Below are 19008 nucleotides of genomic sequence, written 5' to 3' on the forward strand. Positions count from 1 at the left end.
CGGGGCCACGACTGAACGCCTTCGGGGCCGCCGGGGAGCGCGATCCGCGTGCTCAGGGCGCGGTGAACAGGCCCGGGAAGCGGGGCGCGAGCCAGGGCTTGCGGCCCCGGACGAGGATGCGGCCGCGGGCGATGGGGCTCACCTGTCCCTGGCGGCCGAGCGCCATCAGGAGGAAGGTGACCGGCTCGATGGAGATGGTGCAGTCGGGCCTGGCCGGTGGCTGCGGGTCGACGGTCAGCACGCCGTCGACAAGGGTCACGCCGAACCGGCCGCCGCCCCACAACCGGATGTCGTAGCGGGCGTTCATCCCGCTCGTGCGGAGCGGATTGGTCACCCGTGGCATCGCCGTGAGCATGAACGGCAGGGTCAGCCCGACCCGGGCTCGGTCGATCATGTGCGCCCGGCCCAGCGCGCGGGCGAGATCGTAACCGTGGCCGAGCATGTGCGTGAGCAGATACGAGCCCAGTTCCTGGGGACTCATCGAGCCCAGTGGAGTGACGACGGTCCCCTCCGCCGCACCCTCCTCCAACGCCTTCACACAGGCGTCGGCGTGTTCGACGATCATCGCCGCCAAGGGTTCGGCCGTCCGCTCCCCGAACTCCGCCAGCGACCGCTCGTTGGCCTCGGCGAGGCTCTGCGGGGTGCCGTCTCCGTAGCGGCGCGCATGCCCTGCCGCGAGCTCGGCCATCAGCTCGTTGGCCAGGGCCAGATGTGCCGCCGCCTCGCCGACACTCCACTCCGCCCCGGGAATGCGGCGTTCCATGTCGGCATCGGTCCGCAGCAGCGCGGCGATCTCCTCCGCGGTCTCGTGTATCGCCGCACCCAGCCCTTCGGGCAGCGACCTCCGCACGTCCTGCCCAGCCACTGAGTCCACGTTCTCGCCTTTTCTGCCGGCCCCGCCGCACTCCGGGCTGCGGGCAGACCGTGGTGGGACGGGGCGTTGTTTGCTCACCGGGCGTACAGAAGACCAGGCAATGGGGGGCAGCGACAAGACTCTGAGCAGGGAGAACGCGCCTAGAGGCAGGACGTCCGGGGCAAAGCGGGCATTCGTTTCAGGAATGGGTCGGCGTCGGGTGGCTGTTGCATGTCTCCACCTGTGGCGCGGGCCGGCCGGAGGGAGCGCGGCGGCCTCCCCCGTTGTCCAGGCAACGCACCCGGCCCGACGCCGTCCCCGACACCACGTCCGAGGTCGACGAACCGCGGCCGCACGGATGATCAGGAGGCGGGCGGTACTCGCCGACCACGGTGACCGACGAGGTTCGCCGGGGTGGCGGTTCCGGCGGGTCTCAAGGCGAGGACTGCATGAAGACCTGCTCGCCTTCACCGTTCGGTTCCTCGAAGTCGGCCAAGTAGCGGTGGAACAACTCCTGATTCACGGTGACGGAGTCGGCGCCCTCCTCGCCGTTGCGGACCTTGAGCCGACGCTCCAGCGTCGTCCGGTCTGCCTTGAGATGGACCAGTTCCCAACAGCAGCCGTGGCTCTCGACCAGTGCCTTGTAGTCGTCCCGGGCGGCGCGACTCCAGAAGCTGTAGTCCACCACCACGTCGCGTCCGGCCGTCATCAGCTCGACCAGCTCTTGCCGCTGCTCGCTGCGGACCTCTTCCTTGAGCTGGTCGAACGCCGCCGCTTCCAGTACCAGGCCGGCGTCGCGGCACCCGAGTCGTCGCCAGACCGCCTCGTCGATCGAGAGCCGGACATAGCCACGTCGCACCAGCTCCATCGCGTAGGTGGTCTTGCCCGACCCCGGAAGACCGCACATCAGGACAACAGTGCTCACTTGTTGTGTCACGGAGCCAGGTTAGTGCGGAAGACACATCATCCTCGGGGGCGAGACGGGCATCGCCTGCGGCGTCGCCCCGAGCGTCGTCCCAAGCGCCGGCCCGAGCCGCACCCCGGCCAACCCGGCGAACCTTCATGGGTACGGCGACTCTTGTGGCCCAACCGCCCCCGGCCATGCCGTGCTTGCTCGATCGGCCTTCGCTACGGACTCCTGGCCGGAGACCCGGTCGAGCGCTCCTCCAAGCCGGCCTCGCCGTCGCGTGCCTGGGCCCGGGCCGACCGTCGCGCTCCTCCGGGCGGTCGGCGGGCCGGCGTCGGAGGCCGAGGACGCGATCCGCGATCGTTCGTCCGGACAGGCCCGTCCCGCTCCGGCTTCCTGGAGGGGCCGCTTACCTCTCAGGTAATCGACTCCGGTGAGCGTGGACGGCAAAGTCGTTCGTGTACGGAGCCCGAACGGCCGGAAGGATGCCATGACCGCGTACGCCATAGCCCACCTGCGGGAAGCCGTACCGCACCCGGAGATCGCCGAGTACATCGAGCGGATCGGCGCCACCTTCGAGCCCTACGGTGGCCGCTTCCTCGTGCACGCCACGCAGCACGAGGTGGTGGAGGGCAGCTGGCCCGGCCATGCCGTGGTGATCGGCTTCCCCGCCATCGCCGAGGCGCGGGCCTGGTGGGAGTCACCCGCGTACCGGACGATCGCTCCGCTGCGCTCGCGGCACATCGAGGGGGGCATCATCCTGGTCCCGGGCGTTCCCGAGGGCTACGACCCGAGGGCCACCGCCAGGGCGATGCGGGATGCACTGCCGGCCGAGTAGTTCGCGTGCCGGCCGGGGAGGCAAACGCACTGAGGGGACGGCGCCGCCCGGACCTCGGGTGACGTCATCCCCTCAGGGGTACTGCTCGGCGGGAAGCCTGGAGCCGATGGAGCCGGACGGGGCACCCGTTGGGCACCCCGTCCGGAGCCGATCAGGTGTCAGCAGGCGCCTTCGTCCTGCCACGGACCCCAGTCGACGCCGGTGGGCGTCTCGTTCTGGGTCCACCACTTGGCTTTCCAGTTGTGGTTGTTGTACGAAGCCTCGTTGCCGGCGGTGTAGACCGTGGTCGAATTCCAAGCCGTCTTGCAGCCACTGCTCGGCGGCGTGGGAGTCGGGGTCGGAGTCGGCGTGGGCGTCGGGGTGGGGGTGCCGGTGGGCGGGGTCGCGCCGGCGAACTTCACCGAGTACTTCGCGAAGTCCCAGGAGTTCTGGGCCACGCTGGAGCAAGTGCCCGACGTACGGCCGCCGTTGTCGGCGGGCGAGCACTGACGGTCCCGGTTGAGGGACCAGAAGGTGAAACGGTCCATGTTGTGGCTGGTGGCGAAGTCCAGCACCGTCTGGAAGTCGGCCTGGGAGAAGTACTCGCCACTGTCACTGCGGCCGTTCATGCCCGAGAAGCCCTCATGGGCGTACGCGGTCGCCTGGTTCCAGCCGAAGGTCGACTGGAGGATGGTGTTGAAGTTGGCGAGCGCGCTGGTCTGGGACGCGGCGCCGTTGAAGCCGCCGTCGAACGGCATGATGGAGAAGTTGTTCGGAGTGAAGCCCTGCGACTTCGCCTCCAGCAGCATCTGCTTGCCGAACCAGCCGGTTCCGTCCGCCGTTCCCGGCGTGGTGACGGACACGTACAGGCCCGGGTTGTTCTGCTGAAGGATCTTGGCGGCGCCGATCTCGTTCTTGATGGCCGCCGTGTTCTCGTACTCCGGCTCCTCAAGGTCGAAGTCGACCGCGTGCAGACCGTACTTGGTGATGACCTGCTGGTACGCGGCAGCTGTGGCGGCCGCGTCCGAGCAGGTCTGGCCGAGCTTGGTCCCGCCGTAGCCGCCGATGGAGATGGAGACGTCGCCGCCCTTGGCACGGATGGTGTTGATGACCGACTGCACGGCGGTGTCCGAGGAGACCGCTGCCGTCCCGCCCCAAGTGGGCGAGCATCCACCGCCGTTGGGGGCAAGGACGAAAGCGAGCTGGAATGCCTTGAGACCGGTCGCGTCCATGATGGCGCCCGCGTCCGGCGGATCGTTGTCCAGCGGCATCAGGTAGGGGGCGGCGGCGTACCACCGGTTGCTGAGCGCGGTGGTCGCGCCCGAGGCGCTGCCCGCGACGAGCGCGGTCGTGCCGACCGCAGCCAGGCTGACGGCGGCTGCCGCGCCCAGACATGCGCGAAAACGTCTCACTGTGCCTCCAGAGGGGTGGGGGAGTCCCAGCTTCCGGTCTCTGTCGCGATCACGTCAATAAGTTGGACTAGACCAGACGGGTCTTTGGACTAGACCAGGTGAACTCTTTACTCGGCCGTCGTTCGCTTCTCGTCGCTTGTGGGGTGCGGGGGGACGATTCGCTTTTCGTGAGCCCCGGTGCCCTCGCGCAAGCGCTTGCCTCGTTCGGTAAGGGTCGACTCGGCTCCAACTGGCCAGGTCTGGCGGGTCGTTGTCAGTACGGCAGGCCCTCCGACGCCGCGTGCAGGGCGGCGTGCAGGCATGCGGCGAGATCCTCTTCCGAGGCCTTCGCCTCGTCGGCGAAACGCACGGCGAAGTCCTCCGCCGCCGCGCGCAGGGCGCCGTTGACGGTGGCCGCGTGCACCTTCACCCGTAGATCGTCGGCGCTCCTGCCGGAACGCCGGGCGAGGAGTTCGGTGAGGACGGGCAGGGCGTCGTCGTGTGCTTGGAGCCAGACGGCGCGCAGCGCGGGCTCGGCGGGGGTCATGCGGATCAGGTCGAGAACCGCGGGGTCCGCGGACGGGAGTCTCCCGTGCCGGCAGGAATGGGTCAGGAAGTCCAGCAGGCCGGTCTCCGGCGGCCAGTGCCGCAGTTGATCCGTGGCGGCGTCAAGTCCCGCTGTGAGCAAGGGGCGTACGCAGCTCTCCTTGGTGGGGAAGTGGCGCCACAGCGTGCGGGTCGAGACGCCCACCGCCTCCGCGATCTGGTCCCCCGTGGTGTTCGTGACGCCCTGTGAGACGAATAGGCGGACGGCCTCGCGGGCTATGTCCAGACGGAGGGCCTCCTTGCGTCGTTCGCCCAGTGACGGCCTCGCGGCCCCGGTGGCCGTCGCGGCCCGGTCTGCGGGTGCCGCATCGCGCACCGTTGCCCCACCACCCCTGTCTCGTCGACCGCTGGCAGCATAGCGAGCCCATCGGAAATGACGCACGCAGACATCTTGTCACTGAGTGACATCCGCTCCTACTCTCCTGATGTGACTCGGGAGTAACTAACGGGCGTCGCACGGGACTTCGGCGCCCGTTGCTGCCGAGTGCAGACAACAGGAACAGGGCAGCACAGGGCAGCACAGGACAGCGCGCAACGGCGGAGCCGCAGCCACGAGCACCGGGGTCCGCCGTATACAGATCCCCCCCAGGACATCCGCCTCGCCCGCCGTCGTACGACGTGTGGGCGGGCGCCGCACCGCGCGCCGCCCGGCCGACGGCGCGCGGGCGGTGTATTCGTCATGCCCGCCTCCGCGATGCGGGCGGGTGCGGCCTCGTCCTGCCCGCATCCGTCTCCGGGCGCTGCCCTTTCCCCGCACCGACCTGAATCCGCCACCAGCAGTCCCGAGACGGCGGCTCGGTCGGCACCTCAGCCAGAGCCGGCGTCACGCCATTGACGCCGTCGGCCGCCCGCACGACCCCCACGTTTTGACGAAGCAGGGAGTGAGCCGCATGGAACGACCCCACAGCACCCGTCAGCCGCATCCGGCGTCCAGCCGACGTCCCCACGCAGAGCGGTCTTTGCCCTCCGTGCCCTCCGCGCCCCCCGCGCACGCCGGGCCGGCCGCAGCGAACCGCAGCCGCCTCCTCGCCACCGCACTCGCGGCTCTCGCCTGCCTGAGCGTCCAGGCGATCCCCGCCGCGGCCGCCGGCGCGGACGACGTGATCTCCCGAGGCGTGACCATTCCCGCGTTCTACACACCGCCCGCGAGCCTCCCCTCGGCCAACGGCGCCCTCGTCCGCAGCGAACCCCTTCCGCTCGCGCTCAGCCTGCCCGGCCTCGACGGTCCGCTCCCCGGCACCGCGACCCGCCTGATGTACAAGTCCACCGACTCCAACGGGCAGCCCGTAGCCGTGACCGGCGCCTACATCGAGCCCTCGGCCGCCTGGAAGGGCGGCGGCCCGCGACCTCTGGTGGCCGTGGCCCCCGGCACCATGGGCCAGGGCGACCAGTGCGCGGCCTCCATGGGGCTTCAGCACCCGATCACCCTGAACGGCGAGACGGTGTCGGTCGGTTACGAGGATCTCGCGATCTACCGGCTCCTGGCGTCCGGCACGGCGGTGGTCGTCACCGACTACGTCGGGCTGGGCGCGACCGACCGGCTCCACACGTACGTCAACCGCCTCGACGGCGGACACGCGCTCCTCGACGCCGTCCGCGCGGCACGCGCGCTGACCGGGGCATCGATCACCTCCGCCTCGCCCGTCGGCCTCTTCGGCTACAGCCAGGGCGGCGGCGCCAGCGCGTCGGCGGCCGAACTCCAGCCCTCCTACGCCCCGGACATCACCCTGGCCGGCACCTACTCCGGCGCACCGCCCGCCAACCTCACCGATGTGGTCAAGGGCATCGACGGCAGCGCCCTCGCCGGTGCCCTCGGCTGGTCCCTCAACGGTTTCCTGCAGTCCGACCCCGACCTGCGGGCCATCGCGGACGCCCACCTCAACGCCGCCGGGAAGGCCGCGCTGAACGACCTGTCCACGATGTGCGTCGGCGACGCGATCCTCGGATACGCGTTCAAGAAGAGCACGTCATGGACGACGAACGGCGAGTCCGTCAGCGACATCGTCGAGAGCACACCGGCGCTCCGGGCCACGCTCGACAACCAGCGCATCGGCAATCTGAAGCCGACCAGTCCGGTACGCCTGGCCACCGGCATCCAGGACGACATCGTCCCGCACGCCCAGGCACGTCAACTCGCCGTCGACTGGTGCCGCAAGGGCGCCGACATCACCTACGACGCCATCAACCTGCCGAACCTCGGCGACGGACTGCTCACCAACCACGTCGCGCCCCTCATCACAGACCAGGGCGACGCCATCTCCTGGCTGACCGACCGCCTCTCCGGCAAGCGCGCCACCTCCAACTGCTGGACGATGCCCCTGCAGCCCTGAGGCACCTGGTGCGGGCCCCGGCGCGGATCCACGGCGCCGGGGCCCGCAGCACACCGGGGCGCCGGTCGGGGCGGCGGCGGTCATCGGGGGTCTTCCGGTCGGAGCAGGGGCGGGTGCAGGGCGGTGGCCGGGCCGGCGCGGTAGAGCGCGGCGGGTTTGCCGCGGCCGCCGGTCAGGCGGGCACCGCCGGGGACGGCCTCCACGAAGCCGGGGGTGGCGAGCACCTTGCGGCGAAAGTTGGGGCGGTCGAGGCCGGTGTCCCAGATGGTCTCGTAGACGGCCTGCAACTCGCCGAGGGTGAACTCGGGCGGACAGAAGGCGGTGGCCAGGCAGGTGTGTTCCAGCCCGGCCCGGACCTGTTCGCGGGCATCGGTGAGGATGCGGTCGTGGTCGAAGGCGAGGGCGGCGGCCTCGGCCTCGGCGAGCGGCACCCAGCGGGCCTGGGCGGCGTCGCCGCCGGCCACGGGTTCGGGCAGATCGGGGACGAGCGCGGCGAAGGCAACGGAGACCACCCGCATCCGGGGGTCGCGGTCCGGGTCGCTGTAGGTGCGTACCTGTTCCAGGTGGACGCCGTCGACCAGGGACTCCGGCAGGCCGGTCTCTTCGGCGAGTTCGCGGCGGGCGGCCTCCTCGGCCGACTCGCGGGGCAGCAGGAAGCCGCCGGGCAGCGCCCAGGCGCCCGCGTACGGCTCCTGGCCGCGCCGGATCAGCAGCACATGCGGGGCGGCGGCGCGCACGGTGAGCACGGCGAGGTCGACGGTCACCGCGAACGGTTCGTACGCGGACGGGTCGTACGCGCCGGTGGCCGTCACCGGTGCTCCGGGAGAGGGTCGTTGAAGTGCCAGCCCTCGGCGAGGAGGCCGTCCACCGCCGCCACGGCGGTGCGCAGTCGCTCCTCGGGGCTGCCGGTGACCAGCAGGAACCGGCGGCCGGTGCGCTCCAGTTCCTCCCGGAACCGACCGGTCATCCATGGGCGCAGGTGCGGGCCGTCGCGCAGGCCGTCGTCCTCGAAGGGCACGCCCTCGTGGTCGGTGAGCAGGTACAGGTGGCGCGGGGTACGGGCGGCGACCGCCGCCACCTCGGGGCTGGGCGAGCCGAGGTAGCGCTCGTGCCAGATCGCGGTGGCGAAGGAGTCGGTGTCGCAGAAGAGTACCGGGGAGCCGCTGCGGGCCGCCCGCTGTTCGTCGTCGTCCTGGCGGCGGGCGATGACGGGGAACTCCTCGGAGGCGAACTCCACTTCGGCCCAGTCGGCTCCGGGGTCGGTGGCCCGTAGCGCGGCGAGCTTCTCCTCGCTGTACGCGCGCCCGTACTCGGGCACCCAGCCGGTGTCCGTCCAGATGCCGCCGCGCGCGCGGTAGTGGGCGGCCAGCGCCCGGGAGAGGGTGGTGGTGCCGGTGGACTCGGCGCCGAGGACGACCACGCGCCGGGCGAGGGCGGCGCGCACGCCCGGGCCGAGGAACTCCCAGCAGCCCACCGGGTCCTTGCGTACGGCCGTGCCGGAAACGGGGTATGCGGTGCGGTCGGGGTCCACGCCGACCTCGGCCGCGCCGAACCGGCGGGCCAACTCGGTGCCGTAGGACTCGGAGGTGAACACGGCGTCCACGGATTCCGGGACGGCCGTGCGGAAGACCGTCATGTGGGCGTCCCACACCGCGGGGTCGTGCAGGTCGACCGGGTGGTCGTCGACGGCGCCGACGACCTCGGCCCCCGGGTGGGCCTCGCGCATCCACGTCACCCGGTCGCTGAGCGGCACCGACTCCACGGAGGCGGCGCAGACCAGGACGGTCAGCCGGGTGCACTGCGCGAGGGCGGTGCGGACGAGGTGGTGGTGGCCGGCGTGCGGCGGATAGAACTTGCCGAGCACCAGGCCGTGCCGGTACGGGCGGCCGGCGGCGCTCACGCGGTCACCGCCGTGGCGGGGCGGGGGGCGACGGTCGCGAGGGTGCGCCGCCAGCCGAGGAGGCCGGCCACGCACAGGGCGAGGAAGCCGACGTACAAGAGGGAGGTCAGGTACAGGCCCTTGTAGGCGTACAGCGGGATGTAGACCAGGTCGGCGGCGATCCACAGCCACCAGGACTCCAGCAGTTTGCGGCACTGGCCGTAGGTGGCCGCCAGGGAGAGGGCGGTGGTGAGCGCGTCCCAGAAGGGGACGGTGGAATCGGTGGCCCGGTCCAGCAGCAGGGTGAGGGCGGCGGTGCCCAGCACTCCGGCGGCGGCGAGCCAGGCCCATTGGACACCCGTGGTACGGCGCACCGGCAGGGTGCCGGCGGTGGCCGGTCCGTCGGCGTGGGCCCAGGTCCACCAGCCGTAGGCGGCCAGCGCGATGAAGACGACCTGGAGGCCGGTGTCGGCGTACAGGCCGGCCTGGAGGAAGAGCACGATGAAGAAGACGTTGTTGGCTATGCCGACGGGCCAGTTGGCGATGTGCTGGCGGGCCACCAGCCAGACGCAGACGGCGCCGGTGGCGAAGCCGAGCGCTTCGGTCCAGCTGAGGTTCCAGTTCACGGACGAACTCCTTTATAGTCATCGTGACTATAAACAGGACGGCAGGTGGAGGGCAAGGGAGAAGCCCGTGGCGCCTGCGGCACCGCGTGGCGGGGGTGGTCACCGCAGGCGCCCGGCCGTCGTCACTGGACACCAACGCCGGGGAGGGCTTCGTCCGATGGCGACGACATCCTGCGCCGCGCCCGCCAGGTCCCGCATCCCTGCCGGCCTGAACGTGATCCTCGACCGGCCAACCCTCGCATCAACGCAACACGCTGATGCTCTGCAAGCCCTTGGCGGCGGAAGCGCAAGGTGAAAGATCAGGCCGAGTTGTCCAGTTGATGAGCATCACGCCGACGCTGACACCACTGGCCGGACCGGAAGGGGCGATCGACGCCGGCGCCGAGCTCGTTGCCGACTCCCTCACCGGCCTGGTGCTGGGCCGGCCCGCCGCGGAGCCCAGCGGCCCGCATGCGCGGCAGCCGGTCGTGGCCAGGGTCAACATCGCAGGCCTGAAGACCGTCCCGGCCGCCGCGCACCCCGGCTTGGAAGTCCTGTCCATCGGCGTGTGTGACGGTGCGCCATTCAGCCTTGCCCCAGTCACCGGGCTGCCCCGCCTGCGCACGCTCACCGCCTACCCCGGCACGCCGGCCGACCCTCTGGAGATCACCGAACTCACCGGACTCGAGTTCCTGAAGCTCGGCCCGGGAGAGTGGCGCGTCCTCCTCGACGCCGGAGCCGCCCCGCGCAGCCTGTCGTCCGCCGCCATCGTGGTACACGGCGGTCAGGACGTCCTGCCCATCGTGGACATCGCGAACGAAATCCTGGCCCTACGGGACCGGCCCCAGATCATCCAGACCCTCCTTGAGGGTGACCTCGGTCCCGTGGCACAGCCGGCCAACGGGTCGCACGGGCCTACGCGTACGGGTGGAAGTGAGCGGCCCCGCGCGTACGGCCGTAGAACAGGCACGATCACGGAAAGCGTCGCGCACCGCGCCGAGGCCGTCCGCCCGCGTGTGTCCGATCCGAAAGGCAAGCGGCCGCAACCGCTCAATGGGCGCCTATTAGATGCAAAGCAGCTTGAATCGGCCCGGATATACCTAGGCTCGCCTCCTGTTTCTCAGCATCCGGGAGGCCCCGCGTGCCGCAACCCCATCGGACGGACGAACATGATCTCGTCCTCCCCAGCGGTTTCGACGACATCGTCCGAGTGATCGACCGCTATGTCGTCGACCGCCGAGCCGGCATTCCGCCCGGGCGGCAGAGCGCACGGCACCGGCTGCCCGCCCTGTTGCTCACCCGCGAGGCGGCGGCCGACCCGATCGCGGAGGGCGGCCCCGGAGCCGGCCTCGCGGCGGACGACACCGGGCGGGGCGGGCCGGATCCGGCGCTCTCGGCCCTGGTGCACGTCTACCACCACCGCCTGCTCCGCCTCAGCACCGGTGAGACCGGCCACCTCGCCAGCCTCGCCCCGCACGCGCTGGTCGACGAGGAACTGCTCGCGTGCGACCACCCGGGCGAGGACGCCGAGGGGCAGGACGGCCCGCACGTACGGCTGCTGGACCGGGTGGCCAGACAGCTGCGCGTCACCATGCCGGACGGCTCCGGCACCTTGCGGCTGACCGAGTTCGACGCCTGTCTGTCGGTGCTGCGCGCCGCCGTCGTCGCGGGGGACGTGGCCGACGAACGACGGGCACTGCGCGACCGGATCTACGACAAGTACGCCTGGAGGTTCGGGTTCGCCTCCGAGGTCACGGCCCTCGGTGAGGAACTCGGAGCCAAGCAGTGGTCGGCGATCACGAAACTGGTGACCACGCCACTGGCCTGGCTGTGGCGGTGGTCGTACGGCGTACGGATCGACCGCGGTGCCCGCTTGCGGTGGGTCGGCGGGATGCTGGACGAGCCGGGGCGCAGCTTCCTCAACGCCGCGATGTCCCTGCGCGACGCTCATGTGCGTTCCCGGGCCCAGGACAGGGCCGATCAGGGAGCACCGGCCGACGCGGGTGCGGCGGCGGCTTCGGCCAGGTCCGCGGTGTCCGCCGTGTCGGCCCGCGACGAGGCCGTGGTCCGCCAGGTCCTGCTGACCGCGCTTCTCCATGACCTGACGCGGGCGGCCCGCCCGCCGGTGTGGAGCGTGCGCAGGCCACGGCGGCGATGGCCCTTCGTCCTGCTGCTCCCGACGGTCGGCGGCGACGACTCCCCGAGCCGCAAACTCCTGAACTCCTTCTCCGCCGTCTCCGAGGACGTCGGGACCTGCCCGCTGCTCGTGCTGGGCGCCGCCACGGCGGACATCCCGCCGTACGCCGTCGGCCTGCCCCGCGCCGGCGTCCCGAGCCAGGGCATCCGGCACGGGGCCCACGGCACGACGGCTCAGACGGTGGCCTCGCTGCTCGCGGCGGGCGCTTCGGGGCAACCGGTCGAAGCGGTGCGCGCCGTGCCGCTCTCACGCGTGCCCGACAACGGGACGAGCGCCGAACGGCCGGCCGTGCAACGGACCGTGCGCGCCCGCGAGCGCCGCGTGGGCGACTGGCTGCGTCCCGCGGTGGCCGCCGTGGCCGTGATGGCGGTGGTCGCCGCCGGACTGTTCCAGGTGCTGAGGCCCGGCGGGACGCACCCCCGCGCCGAGCCCGTCGCCGGGTCCCGCGCCACCGACACCTGGTGTCCGCGGGTCAGCACGGGCGAGCGCGTCGGGATCACCGACGGCAGCGACACGTGCGAGCTCGCCCATGGCCTGTACGCGCCCGAACTGCGAGCGCTCGAAGCCCGACTGGGCCGCCAGAACGCGGACGTCGACCGGACCGAGCCGTATCGCACCCTGGTCTTCTTCGCTCCGCTGAGCGTCGGCTCCACCTCCCGCCGCACCGTGCCGACGGGCTTCCAGATGCTGCGGGGCGCGCTGCTCGCCCAGAAGGAGGTGAACGCCCTCAACCTCAAGTCCCAGATGCCGATCCGGCTGCTCGTCGCCAACGCGGGGGAGTACTTCGCATTCGGATCGCACGGCGGACTCAACACGAAGAACCACAGCGGTGTGGATGTGGCCCATATGATCGTCGACCGGATCCACCGGGACCACATCGCCGGTGTCATCGGCCTCACACAGAGCCGTCCGGAGTCCCTCCAGGCCGCCATCGAACTCGACGCCCAGGGCGTCACGGTCCTCGGCATCGGAGTCTCGGGCCAGCCCATGGTCGAGGGCGACTCCCCGGTGTCGTACTTCCAGCTCTCGGCGCCGGACGCGCGGGTCGCGCGCATCATGGCGACCTTCGCCCGGCGCTCACCCCGGCTGGCGGCCCTGACCAAGGCCGCTCCGGGGCACACCGCGCCCGCCGCGGTCCTGGTCTTCGACCCGCACGACACGTACTTCAGCGCGGATCTGAAGAAGCGGTTCACCGACGCCTACGGTTCGGCGGGGCCGGTCTACCCGGTGCCGTACGGCGAATCGGGCAACGACAGCCAGACGTCCTCCGTGGCGGCCGGCATCTGCGCGCTGATCCGCAGGACCGACGGTTTCGTCCTCTACGCGGGCCGGTCCAGCGTCATGTACGACCTGTTCTACTACCTGCAGAGCGACAAGCAGTGCCGTACGCACCAGGGGCGCGTCGCCGTGCTGGCCGAGAGCGCCGCTCCCAATCTCGTGCTCCACCCGGAACTGATGGCGCAGCAGTACGGCTCGCTCAGCCTCTTCTACAACCAGTTCAGCCTGCCCGACGCCAAGGGGCCCTTCGCCACGAACTTCCGCAAGACCTACGGGGTTTCCACCGACAGCGACGCCGCCGCCGGCTACGACGCGGTGAACGTCTTCTTCCGGGTGATGAACAAGATCTCGGTCACCGACCCGCAGTTCACCCCCAGCGCTGTCGTCACCTTTCTCCAGTTGACCGGAGTCGCCGACTACGTAGGAGAGTCGGGGATCATGACCATCGGAAAGGGCCACAAGTATCCGGTGAACAAGGAGGTCGACATCCGGGAGATCACCGGGGACGGCACCAGAATCACCGACCTGACCTGCGGAGCCGTGGCCGCGGAAGCCGCCCCGGTGACGCGCTGGGGGCCGTCAGGGAACTTCCTCTGCCCGCAGGACGACTGACGACGGCCTCGCGTCACGCGTCCGGGCACGGTGGCCCGGACGCGTGACGAAGGTCGGCAGCCGCACCGACTCCGCTGCCGGTGCACCTCCCCGCCTCGCCGGACTGTCCGACTCCACTTCTGTGCAAGGGAGTTGAGGCAGTGAAACGCCGGCGACATGAGGCAACCCCTCGGCTTCGCCTGCCGTCCTCGTGGGGCGGGGGAGCGTCTCGGGACCAACGGGGCGACGGGGGCGAATGCCGACCAAGAGGAGAAGAACCTTGTTCCGAGTCCGGCGAATAGGGATCGTCGCTGCGGTGTTACTCGCAGCGGTCGCAGGGTCGCCAGGATCGACTCAGGCACAGCAGAACACAGCCGGCTCCGCACGGTCCGCGGGACTTGCGCCGGCCGCGGACTCCGACGGCCCGCTTCCCGCCGGGTGGAGCGTCACCGGCGAGGGAGCGGCGCGACAACTGGTCTGGCGCGCGAACGCTCCGGTGCCCATCAGTGATTCAGGCGTCGCGTTCTATGCCGGGGACCGGTTCCTCGGCCGGCCCGCCGGCGCGCCGGACGGCCGTTCCTTCCGGCTCGCGCTGGGGGCGGCACAGCTGGGGAAGCCGTCGGACCTTCAGGCACGGACCGGTGAACGGCGCCTGGACGCGGCGGGTGTTGAGCAGAACCGGCCCGCCGGGCAACGGCCCGGAATCACGGCCCAGCCCTCGACTCGGCTTCCGGCCAACGCGGTTGACCCTGGGAAGCCGGGCGCGTACCGGACGGTCACGGGCGACTACGCGCTCGCGTCGATCCGCCTGCCCGGGTTCTCCCAGCCGGTGGAGATGCGTGCGGTGGTGGTCGCGCCCACGAACGCCCCGGGACACCGTCCGCTGGCCCTGTTCCTGCACGGCCGCCACTCCACCTGCTACACCGGCCACGGCGACGAGACCGGCGGTGAATGGCCCTGCCCGGCGGGCGCGAAGCCGATCCCGAGCTATCGGGGCTACCTCGCCGACCAGAAATTGCTGGCCTCGCAGGGATATGTGACCGTTTCCATCGCCGCCAACGGCGTCAACGGACAGGACTACGCGGCGGAGGACGGCGGCGCGCAGGCTCGATCGTCCCTGGTGCGCCAGCACTTGGCCCGCTGGGCGGACTGGGCGGCACGCCCGGCCTCGGCGCCCGCGATCGTACGACGGGCGGCCGCCGCCGATCTGTCACGCGTCCTGCTGGTCGGCCACTCGCGCGGTGGCGAGGGCGTGAACCGGGCCGCGATGGACAGCCTCTACCCCGCTCCGGCCGACCGGGACGGCTACCGCGGGCCGGTGCGCTGGCACATCCGGGGCACCGTACTGATCGGCCCCACCATCTTCGGCCAGAACCCGGCACCCGACGTACCGTCGGCGACGATCCTGCCCGGCTGCGACGGCGATGTGTCCGACCTCCAGGGCGAGATGTACGTGGACGCGACGCGTGGGGTCAGCCGTGGTGCCGCCCTGCACAGCGCCGTCTACATGGTCGGCGCCGACCACAACTTCTTCAACAGCGAGTGGACACCGGGCCAGGCCCAGGCACCGGCCGAGGACGACTTCTGGAGCGGGGACCAGCGGGACCGGGTGTGCTCACCGGGCACCGCAACGAGATTGACGGCCCGTCAGCAGCAGACCGCCGGCGCGACCTACATCGCCGCCGCCGCGCGGCTGTTCGTCGCCGGTGACGACCGTGTACGGCCGCTGCTCGACGGCTCGGGCCGCCGCGCGCCCTCCGCCGACCCCGCGCGGGTCCTCACCCACGCGGTCGGCGCACGCCGCACTCCGGCGTTCCTTCCCGACGGACCGGTCTCCGTCGACGGCGGCCGGCTGTGCCAGGAGGTGGACGAGAACGAGTCCGCGGCCTGCCTCGGCTCCGGTACGAACGGCGTCTCGCCGCACTTCGCCCAGTGGGAGACCTCCAAGGAGCCGGGCCGGCGCGCCGTGGCGCTGCGGTGGACAGCCGTAGGCTCCCCGGTCAGGGTCCGCTCGGCGAGGCCGGTCTCGATCTCCGGCTCCCGGGCTCTGGCCATGCGTCTGATCGTTCCGCCGAACACCAGGGACACCCGGCTCGACGTCGCCCTGACCGACACCTCCGGCCACCGGGCGGTCCTGGGGCGCGTCCACCTCGACGGCCTCCCCGGAACCGGCCGCACCGCCTCCCACTGGGCCCAGGAGGTCCGGCTGCCCCTGACAGCCGCCACCCGGGCGGGAGTCGACCTGCACAGGGTGGCGACGCTTCAGATCGTCCCGCGCACCCGGTCCGGGCAGGCGTGGCTCATCGACTCATGGGGATGGCGTGCCGGAACCCCCGCCGCGCGGGCCGCGGGCCTGGCGCGCGTCGACATCGGCCGGCTGGCCGTCAAGGAGGGCGACACGGGCGTCCGGACCTACCACGTGCCGGTGAAGGTCTCCGGGCACGGGAGCGGCACGGTCCGCCTGTTCGTCGCCGATCCGGAAACGGGCCGGACCATCTCGCGTGAGGTGGCCGTGCGACCAGGCGGCCGGAGCCCTGATGTGAAGGTGGAGGTCCGGGGCAACACACGCTTCGGCTACGACGTGTCGCACGACGTCTTCGTGAAGGCGGTCCACGGCACGGTGATCGGCGCACACCGAGGCGGTGTCACCGCCCTGAACGACGATCCGGCGCCCACCCTCAAGGTGACCCCGGCCGCCGCCCGCGCCGCCGAGGGCCGGAGCCTGACCTGGCGGGTGTCCCTCTCCACCGCGGCCGACGTGGACATCTCGGCCGACATCGCCGTCCTGCCGGTCACCGGCGGCGCCGAACTGTCCACCACCGACGTCGATCCCCAATGGCTGCGGGAGAACTCAGGCAAGGAACCGCTGCCGTCACGGCCGCTGTCCCAGGTGAGCGGACTCCTCCTCTTCGCCGATGTCCCGCCCGGCCGGACGAGCGCCGAGATCACCATCCCCACCGTCGCGGACACCGTGACCGAGCCCGAGGAGACGGTACGGCTGCGCCTGACCGTCGACGACGGCACCGGTGCGCACGACGGGCCGGAGTTCACCGGCACGGTGTACGACCCCGCGTAGCCCGCCGCTGACCCCGCGCGCCGGCCGGACCCGGACCCTCGGAGCCGGGCTTCCGGCCGGCGCGCGGGACCGGCTTCGCAGGCGTGGACGTATGAACGCCTGCTTCTCGCCCACCACTCGGGCAGTTCTCGTCCGCTTCTCGTCCGCTTCGCGTCTACTTCTCGTCGAAGACGAGATCCTCCGGAAGACGGTTGAGCCGTACGGTGTCGCCGTTCGTGACCTCGACGACCGTGTCGAAGCCGGTCCACTGTCCGCTGGACAGGACGAACAGCCGGTCCTCACGCTGCTCCAGATAGGGGCGGAAGCCGTCCAGGGACGGGTCACCGTCGTTCAGCTGGAGGTAGTCCGCCAGACGGCGGAAGAGCTTGGGCAGCAGCACCGCGGAGTCCGTCAGCGTGGGCCGGCCCTCCACCTTCGCCCCGCTCTGGGTCTCGTCGGCCGGCCACAGCCCCCGTCCGTCCTGACGGGCCTCTCCCGCCGCCCCGGACAGCTCCTGACGGAGGTCGACGAACAGGTTGCGGTAGAAGGTGGGGTAGGCCAGGCCTTCGGCGAGCTGATGGCGGTTGGCGGTCTGCCGGAGATGCTCGACCGTGACGGTGACGAGCTCGCCACTGGCACCCGGGGCGTCCGTCCCGCGGCCCGCCAGAGCCACACAACGCCCGTGGACGTCCGCGCTGCGGGTCAAGATGTAGCCGGGTACGGATTCGGGCGCACTGTGTTTGACGATTCCGTTCGCACCGCGCTCCACCTCCCCGAATCCAAGCCAGCCGAGCAGGGCGTCCGCGGCCTGACCCGCGTACGGCGCGGGCTGATGGAGTTCGGGCCCGTGCGGAGGCCGATAGTGGGTCTCCAGGGTGTCGATCCCGTCCAGCCGGAGCTGCGCCCCGCCGACCCGGTTGCGGCGCACCTTCCGTCCGCGCAACAGGTCCCAGTCCCCGGGATCGTCCGGAACGAAGCGAACCGAGTCGCCGTCGGGGCTGGCCCCGACGATTCTGTACGACCCTTTGATCAGCAGCATCGGCATGGTGGTTCCCCCATCCATCGCAAGGCCCCTCCACGATGACCCGCCCGGCGTCCCGCGGCACCTCGGCGGAGCGCGATGGGTACCCGAAGTCGTGCAATGAGCGGACCGTCGCGCGGCGTCCGGCAGGACGTGGCGTACGACGTGCGCTTCGGAGACGGTGCGGTTCAGCCGGGCGGGGTGGGTTCCGTAGACGATTTCACCCTCGGTCACGACCGGTTGCATCCGGCCTTGCCCGTTGACGTCGGCGGGACTTCCGGCGAACCAGGTGATGACGGCGCGGTCCTCGAGGAGAGTGACCAGTTCCAGGTGCACGGCGGGAAAACGTCGGCGTCGCATGCCGGTCGGGTGCCCACGCGCGGTGAACGGCGCCGGTGCCGCCGGAGGCGGGAACCTGAAGTGACACCGTGGGAGGGACGTCGCGTCCGGGCTTTCGAGGAACCGGAAGGACCCCTCGCGTCGGCGCCCCGGCGCGGAGGGGCGACGCGAGTGCGGTCCTTGAGCGCTCAGAACTCCTCGTGTGTCGTGGGGTCACCGCCCAGCCGCCGCCGCGGACGGTCGGCGACGGCCGCCATCTCGGCGGGGGTCAGCTCGAATCCGAAGATGTCGAGGTTCTCCCGCTGTCGCCCGGCGTCGGCGGACTTGGGAATGGGGACCGCTCCCAGTTGTGTGTGCCAGCGCAGCACGATCTGACCGGGTGTCACGCCGTGCGTCTCGGCGATCTTTCCGAGTGCCGGGTCGTCCAGGAGGCTGGTACCACGGCCCAAGGGACTCCAACTCTCCGTGACGATGCCCTTGTCGGCGTGGAACGCGCGCAACTCGTCCTGTGGAAGGTAGGGATGGAGCTCGATCTGGTTCACCGAAGGCAGCACCCCGGTTTCCGCCTCCAGCCGGGTGAGGTGTTCGGCGGTGAAGTTCGAGACGCCGATCGAACGCACCAGGCCGGCGTCGCGGAGCTCGATCATCGCCTTCCAGGAGTCCACGTACTTGTCCACGCGAGGCAGCGGCCAGTGAATGAGGTAGAGATCGATGTAGGAGAGCCCGAGGCGGCCGCGTGACTCCTCGAAGGAGGCGAGGGTCTCGTCGTGACCGTGGTGCCTGCCCGGCAGCTTGGTGGTGACGACGATCTCCTCGCGAGGGACGTCGGCGCGGGCGACACCTCGTCCGGTGCCGGTCTCGTTGCGGTAGTTGGTGGCCGTGTCGACAAGTCGGTAGCCCATGCCGAGCGCGTGGCTCACGGCTTCCTCGGCCTGTGTGTCGTCCATCGGCCAGGTGCCCAGGCCGACGGCCGGGATCTTCGTACCGTCATGGGCCGTGTGGGCCGGGATGCTGATCACGGGAGAGCCTTTCCGAATCTGCGAGAGGTACGTTCCCATCGTGCACGGCTGCCGCCGTCGTGGCGACATGGGCGCGCCCCTCGACGCAGGGGTCCCCCGATCCCTGCGTGACCCGCCGGT

14 protein-coding genes are annotated in these 19008 nt (G+C 71.2%); 5 read left to right on the forward strand and 9 right to left on the reverse strand.

Annotated elements, in window-relative coordinates:
* Window positions 1-52: 52 nt before the first annotated feature.
* A complete protein-coding gene (locus N4G66_RS23135) occupies window positions 53-874 on the reverse strand; it encodes a maleylpyruvate isomerase family mycothiol-dependent enzyme (protein ID WP_261706079.1) in 822 nt (273 codons plus the stop codon).
* Between the two features lie 412 nt (window positions 875-1286).
* Window positions 1287-1790: an AAA family ATPase gene (locus N4G66_RS23140; RefSeq protein ID WP_261706080.1), complete on the reverse strand. Its 504-nt coding sequence runs from the start codon at window positions 1788-1790 to the stop codon at window positions 1287-1289.
* A 460-nt stretch (window positions 1791-2250) separates the two neighbouring features.
* Here N4G66_RS23140 and N4G66_RS23145 point away from each other — a divergent pair, with 460 nt between their 5' ends.
* The gene (locus N4G66_RS23145; protein WP_261706081.1) at window positions 2251-2598 is read left to right on the forward strand and encodes a DUF1330 domain-containing protein; all 348 of its coding nucleotides are present in this window, start codon (window positions 2251-2253) and stop codon (window positions 2596-2598) included.
* Between the two features lie 158 nt (window positions 2599-2756).
* Here N4G66_RS23145 and N4G66_RS23150 read toward each other — a convergent pair whose 3' ends face one another.
* A complete protein-coding gene (locus N4G66_RS23150) occupies window positions 2757-3989 on the reverse strand; it encodes a carbohydrate-binding protein (protein WP_261706082.1) in 1233 nt (410 codons plus the stop codon).
* Window positions 3990-4242: 253 nt separating this feature from the next.
* A complete protein-coding gene (locus N4G66_RS23155; protein WP_261706083.1) occupies window positions 4243-4890 on the reverse strand; it encodes a TetR/AcrR family transcriptional regulator in 648 nt (215 codons plus the stop codon).
* Window positions 4891-5464: 574 nt separating this feature from the next.
* Between N4G66_RS23155 and N4G66_RS23160 the strand changes: the two genes are divergently transcribed.
* Window positions 5465-6904 carry a lipase family protein gene (locus N4G66_RS23160; RefSeq protein WP_391858863.1) on the forward strand — a complete coding sequence of 480 codons (1440 nt, stop codon included), beginning with the start codon at window positions 5465-5467 and terminating at the stop codon, window positions 6902-6904.
* An 80-nt stretch (window positions 6905-6984) separates the two neighbouring features.
* Here N4G66_RS23160 and N4G66_RS23165 read toward each other — a convergent pair whose 3' ends face one another.
* The 3 genes from N4G66_RS23165 to pnuC are packed head-to-tail and all read right to left on the reverse strand — an operon-like array spanning window position 6985 to window position 9409.
* Window positions 6985-7716: an NUDIX hydrolase gene (locus N4G66_RS23165; protein ID WP_261706085.1), complete on the reverse strand. Its 732-nt coding sequence runs from the start codon at window positions 7714-7716 to the stop codon at window positions 6985-6987.
* The gene (locus N4G66_RS23170; RefSeq protein ID WP_261706086.1) at window positions 7713-8804 is read right to left on the reverse strand and encodes an AAA family ATPase; all 1092 of its coding nucleotides are present in this window, start codon (window positions 8802-8804) and stop codon (window positions 7713-7715) included. The genes N4G66_RS23165 and N4G66_RS23170 overlap by 4 nt, the downstream gene beginning before the upstream one ends.
* Window positions 8801-9409, reverse strand: a complete 609-nt coding sequence (gene pnuC, locus N4G66_RS23175; RefSeq protein WP_261706087.1) for a nicotinamide riboside transporter PnuC — start codon at window positions 9407-9409, stop codon at window positions 8801-8803. The genes N4G66_RS23170 and pnuC overlap by 4 nt, the downstream gene beginning before the upstream one ends.
* 257 nt (window positions 9410-9666) lie before the next feature.
* On the opposite strand from pnuC, the gene N4G66_RS45690 reads away from it, so the two are divergent.
* The 3 genes from N4G66_RS45690 (at window position 9667) to N4G66_RS23190 (ending at window position 16530) form a co-directional block, all read left to right on the forward strand.
* Complete coding sequence (locus tag N4G66_RS45690) at window positions 9667-10602, forward strand: hypothetical protein (protein ID WP_315903682.1); 936 nt, start codon at window positions 9667-9669, stop codon at window positions 10600-10602.
* Window positions 10530-13475, forward strand: a complete 2946-nt coding sequence (locus tag N4G66_RS23185) for a hypothetical protein (protein WP_261706088.1) — start codon at window positions 10530-10532, stop codon at window positions 13473-13475. The genes N4G66_RS45690 and N4G66_RS23185 overlap by 73 nt, the downstream gene beginning before the upstream one ends.
* 259 nt (window positions 13476-13734) lie before the next feature.
* Entirely contained in the window at window positions 13735-16530 is a 2796-nt protein-coding gene (locus N4G66_RS23190; protein ID WP_391858864.1) for a hypothetical protein, read from the forward strand.
* Window positions 16531-16684: 154 nt separating this feature from the next.
* Here N4G66_RS23190 and N4G66_RS23195 read toward each other — a convergent pair whose 3' ends face one another.
* Window positions 16685-17572, reverse strand: coding sequence for a nuclease (locus N4G66_RS23195; RefSeq protein WP_315903683.1), 888 nt, complete (start codon window positions 17570-17572; stop codon window positions 16685-16687).
* 485 nt (window positions 17573-18057) lie between these two features.
* Window positions 18058-18888 (reverse strand): aldo/keto reductase, encoded by an 831-nt coding sequence (locus N4G66_RS23200; protein ID WP_261706090.1) that lies wholly within the window; start codon window positions 18886-18888, stop codon window positions 18058-18060.
* Window positions 18889-19008: the final 120 nt, after the last annotated feature.

It is taken from the genome of Streptomyces rhizosphaerihabitans (assembly GCF_025399795.1).
Lineage (GTDB): Bacteria > Actinomycetota > Actinomycetes > Streptomycetales > Streptomycetaceae > Streptomyces > Streptomyces rhizosphaerihabitans.

Excerpts from the sequence above, each read along its gene's own strand:
- N4G66_RS23145 (WP_261706081.1), top strand. The coding sequence starts at position 2,251 with ATGACCGCGTACGCCATAGCCCACCTGCGGGAAGCCGTACCGCACCCG.
- N4G66_RS23160 (WP_391858863.1), top strand. The coding sequence starts at position 5,465 with ATGGAACGACCCCACAGCACCCGTCAGCCGCATCCGGCGTCCAGCCGA.
- N4G66_RS45690 (WP_315903682.1), top strand. The coding sequence starts at position 9,667 with ATGCTCTGCAAGCCCTTGGCGGCGGAAGCGCAAGGTGAAAGATCAGGC.
- N4G66_RS23195 (WP_315903683.1), bottom strand. The coding sequence starts at position 17,572 with ATGGATGGGGGAACCACCATGCCGATGCTGCTGATCAAAGGGTCGTAC.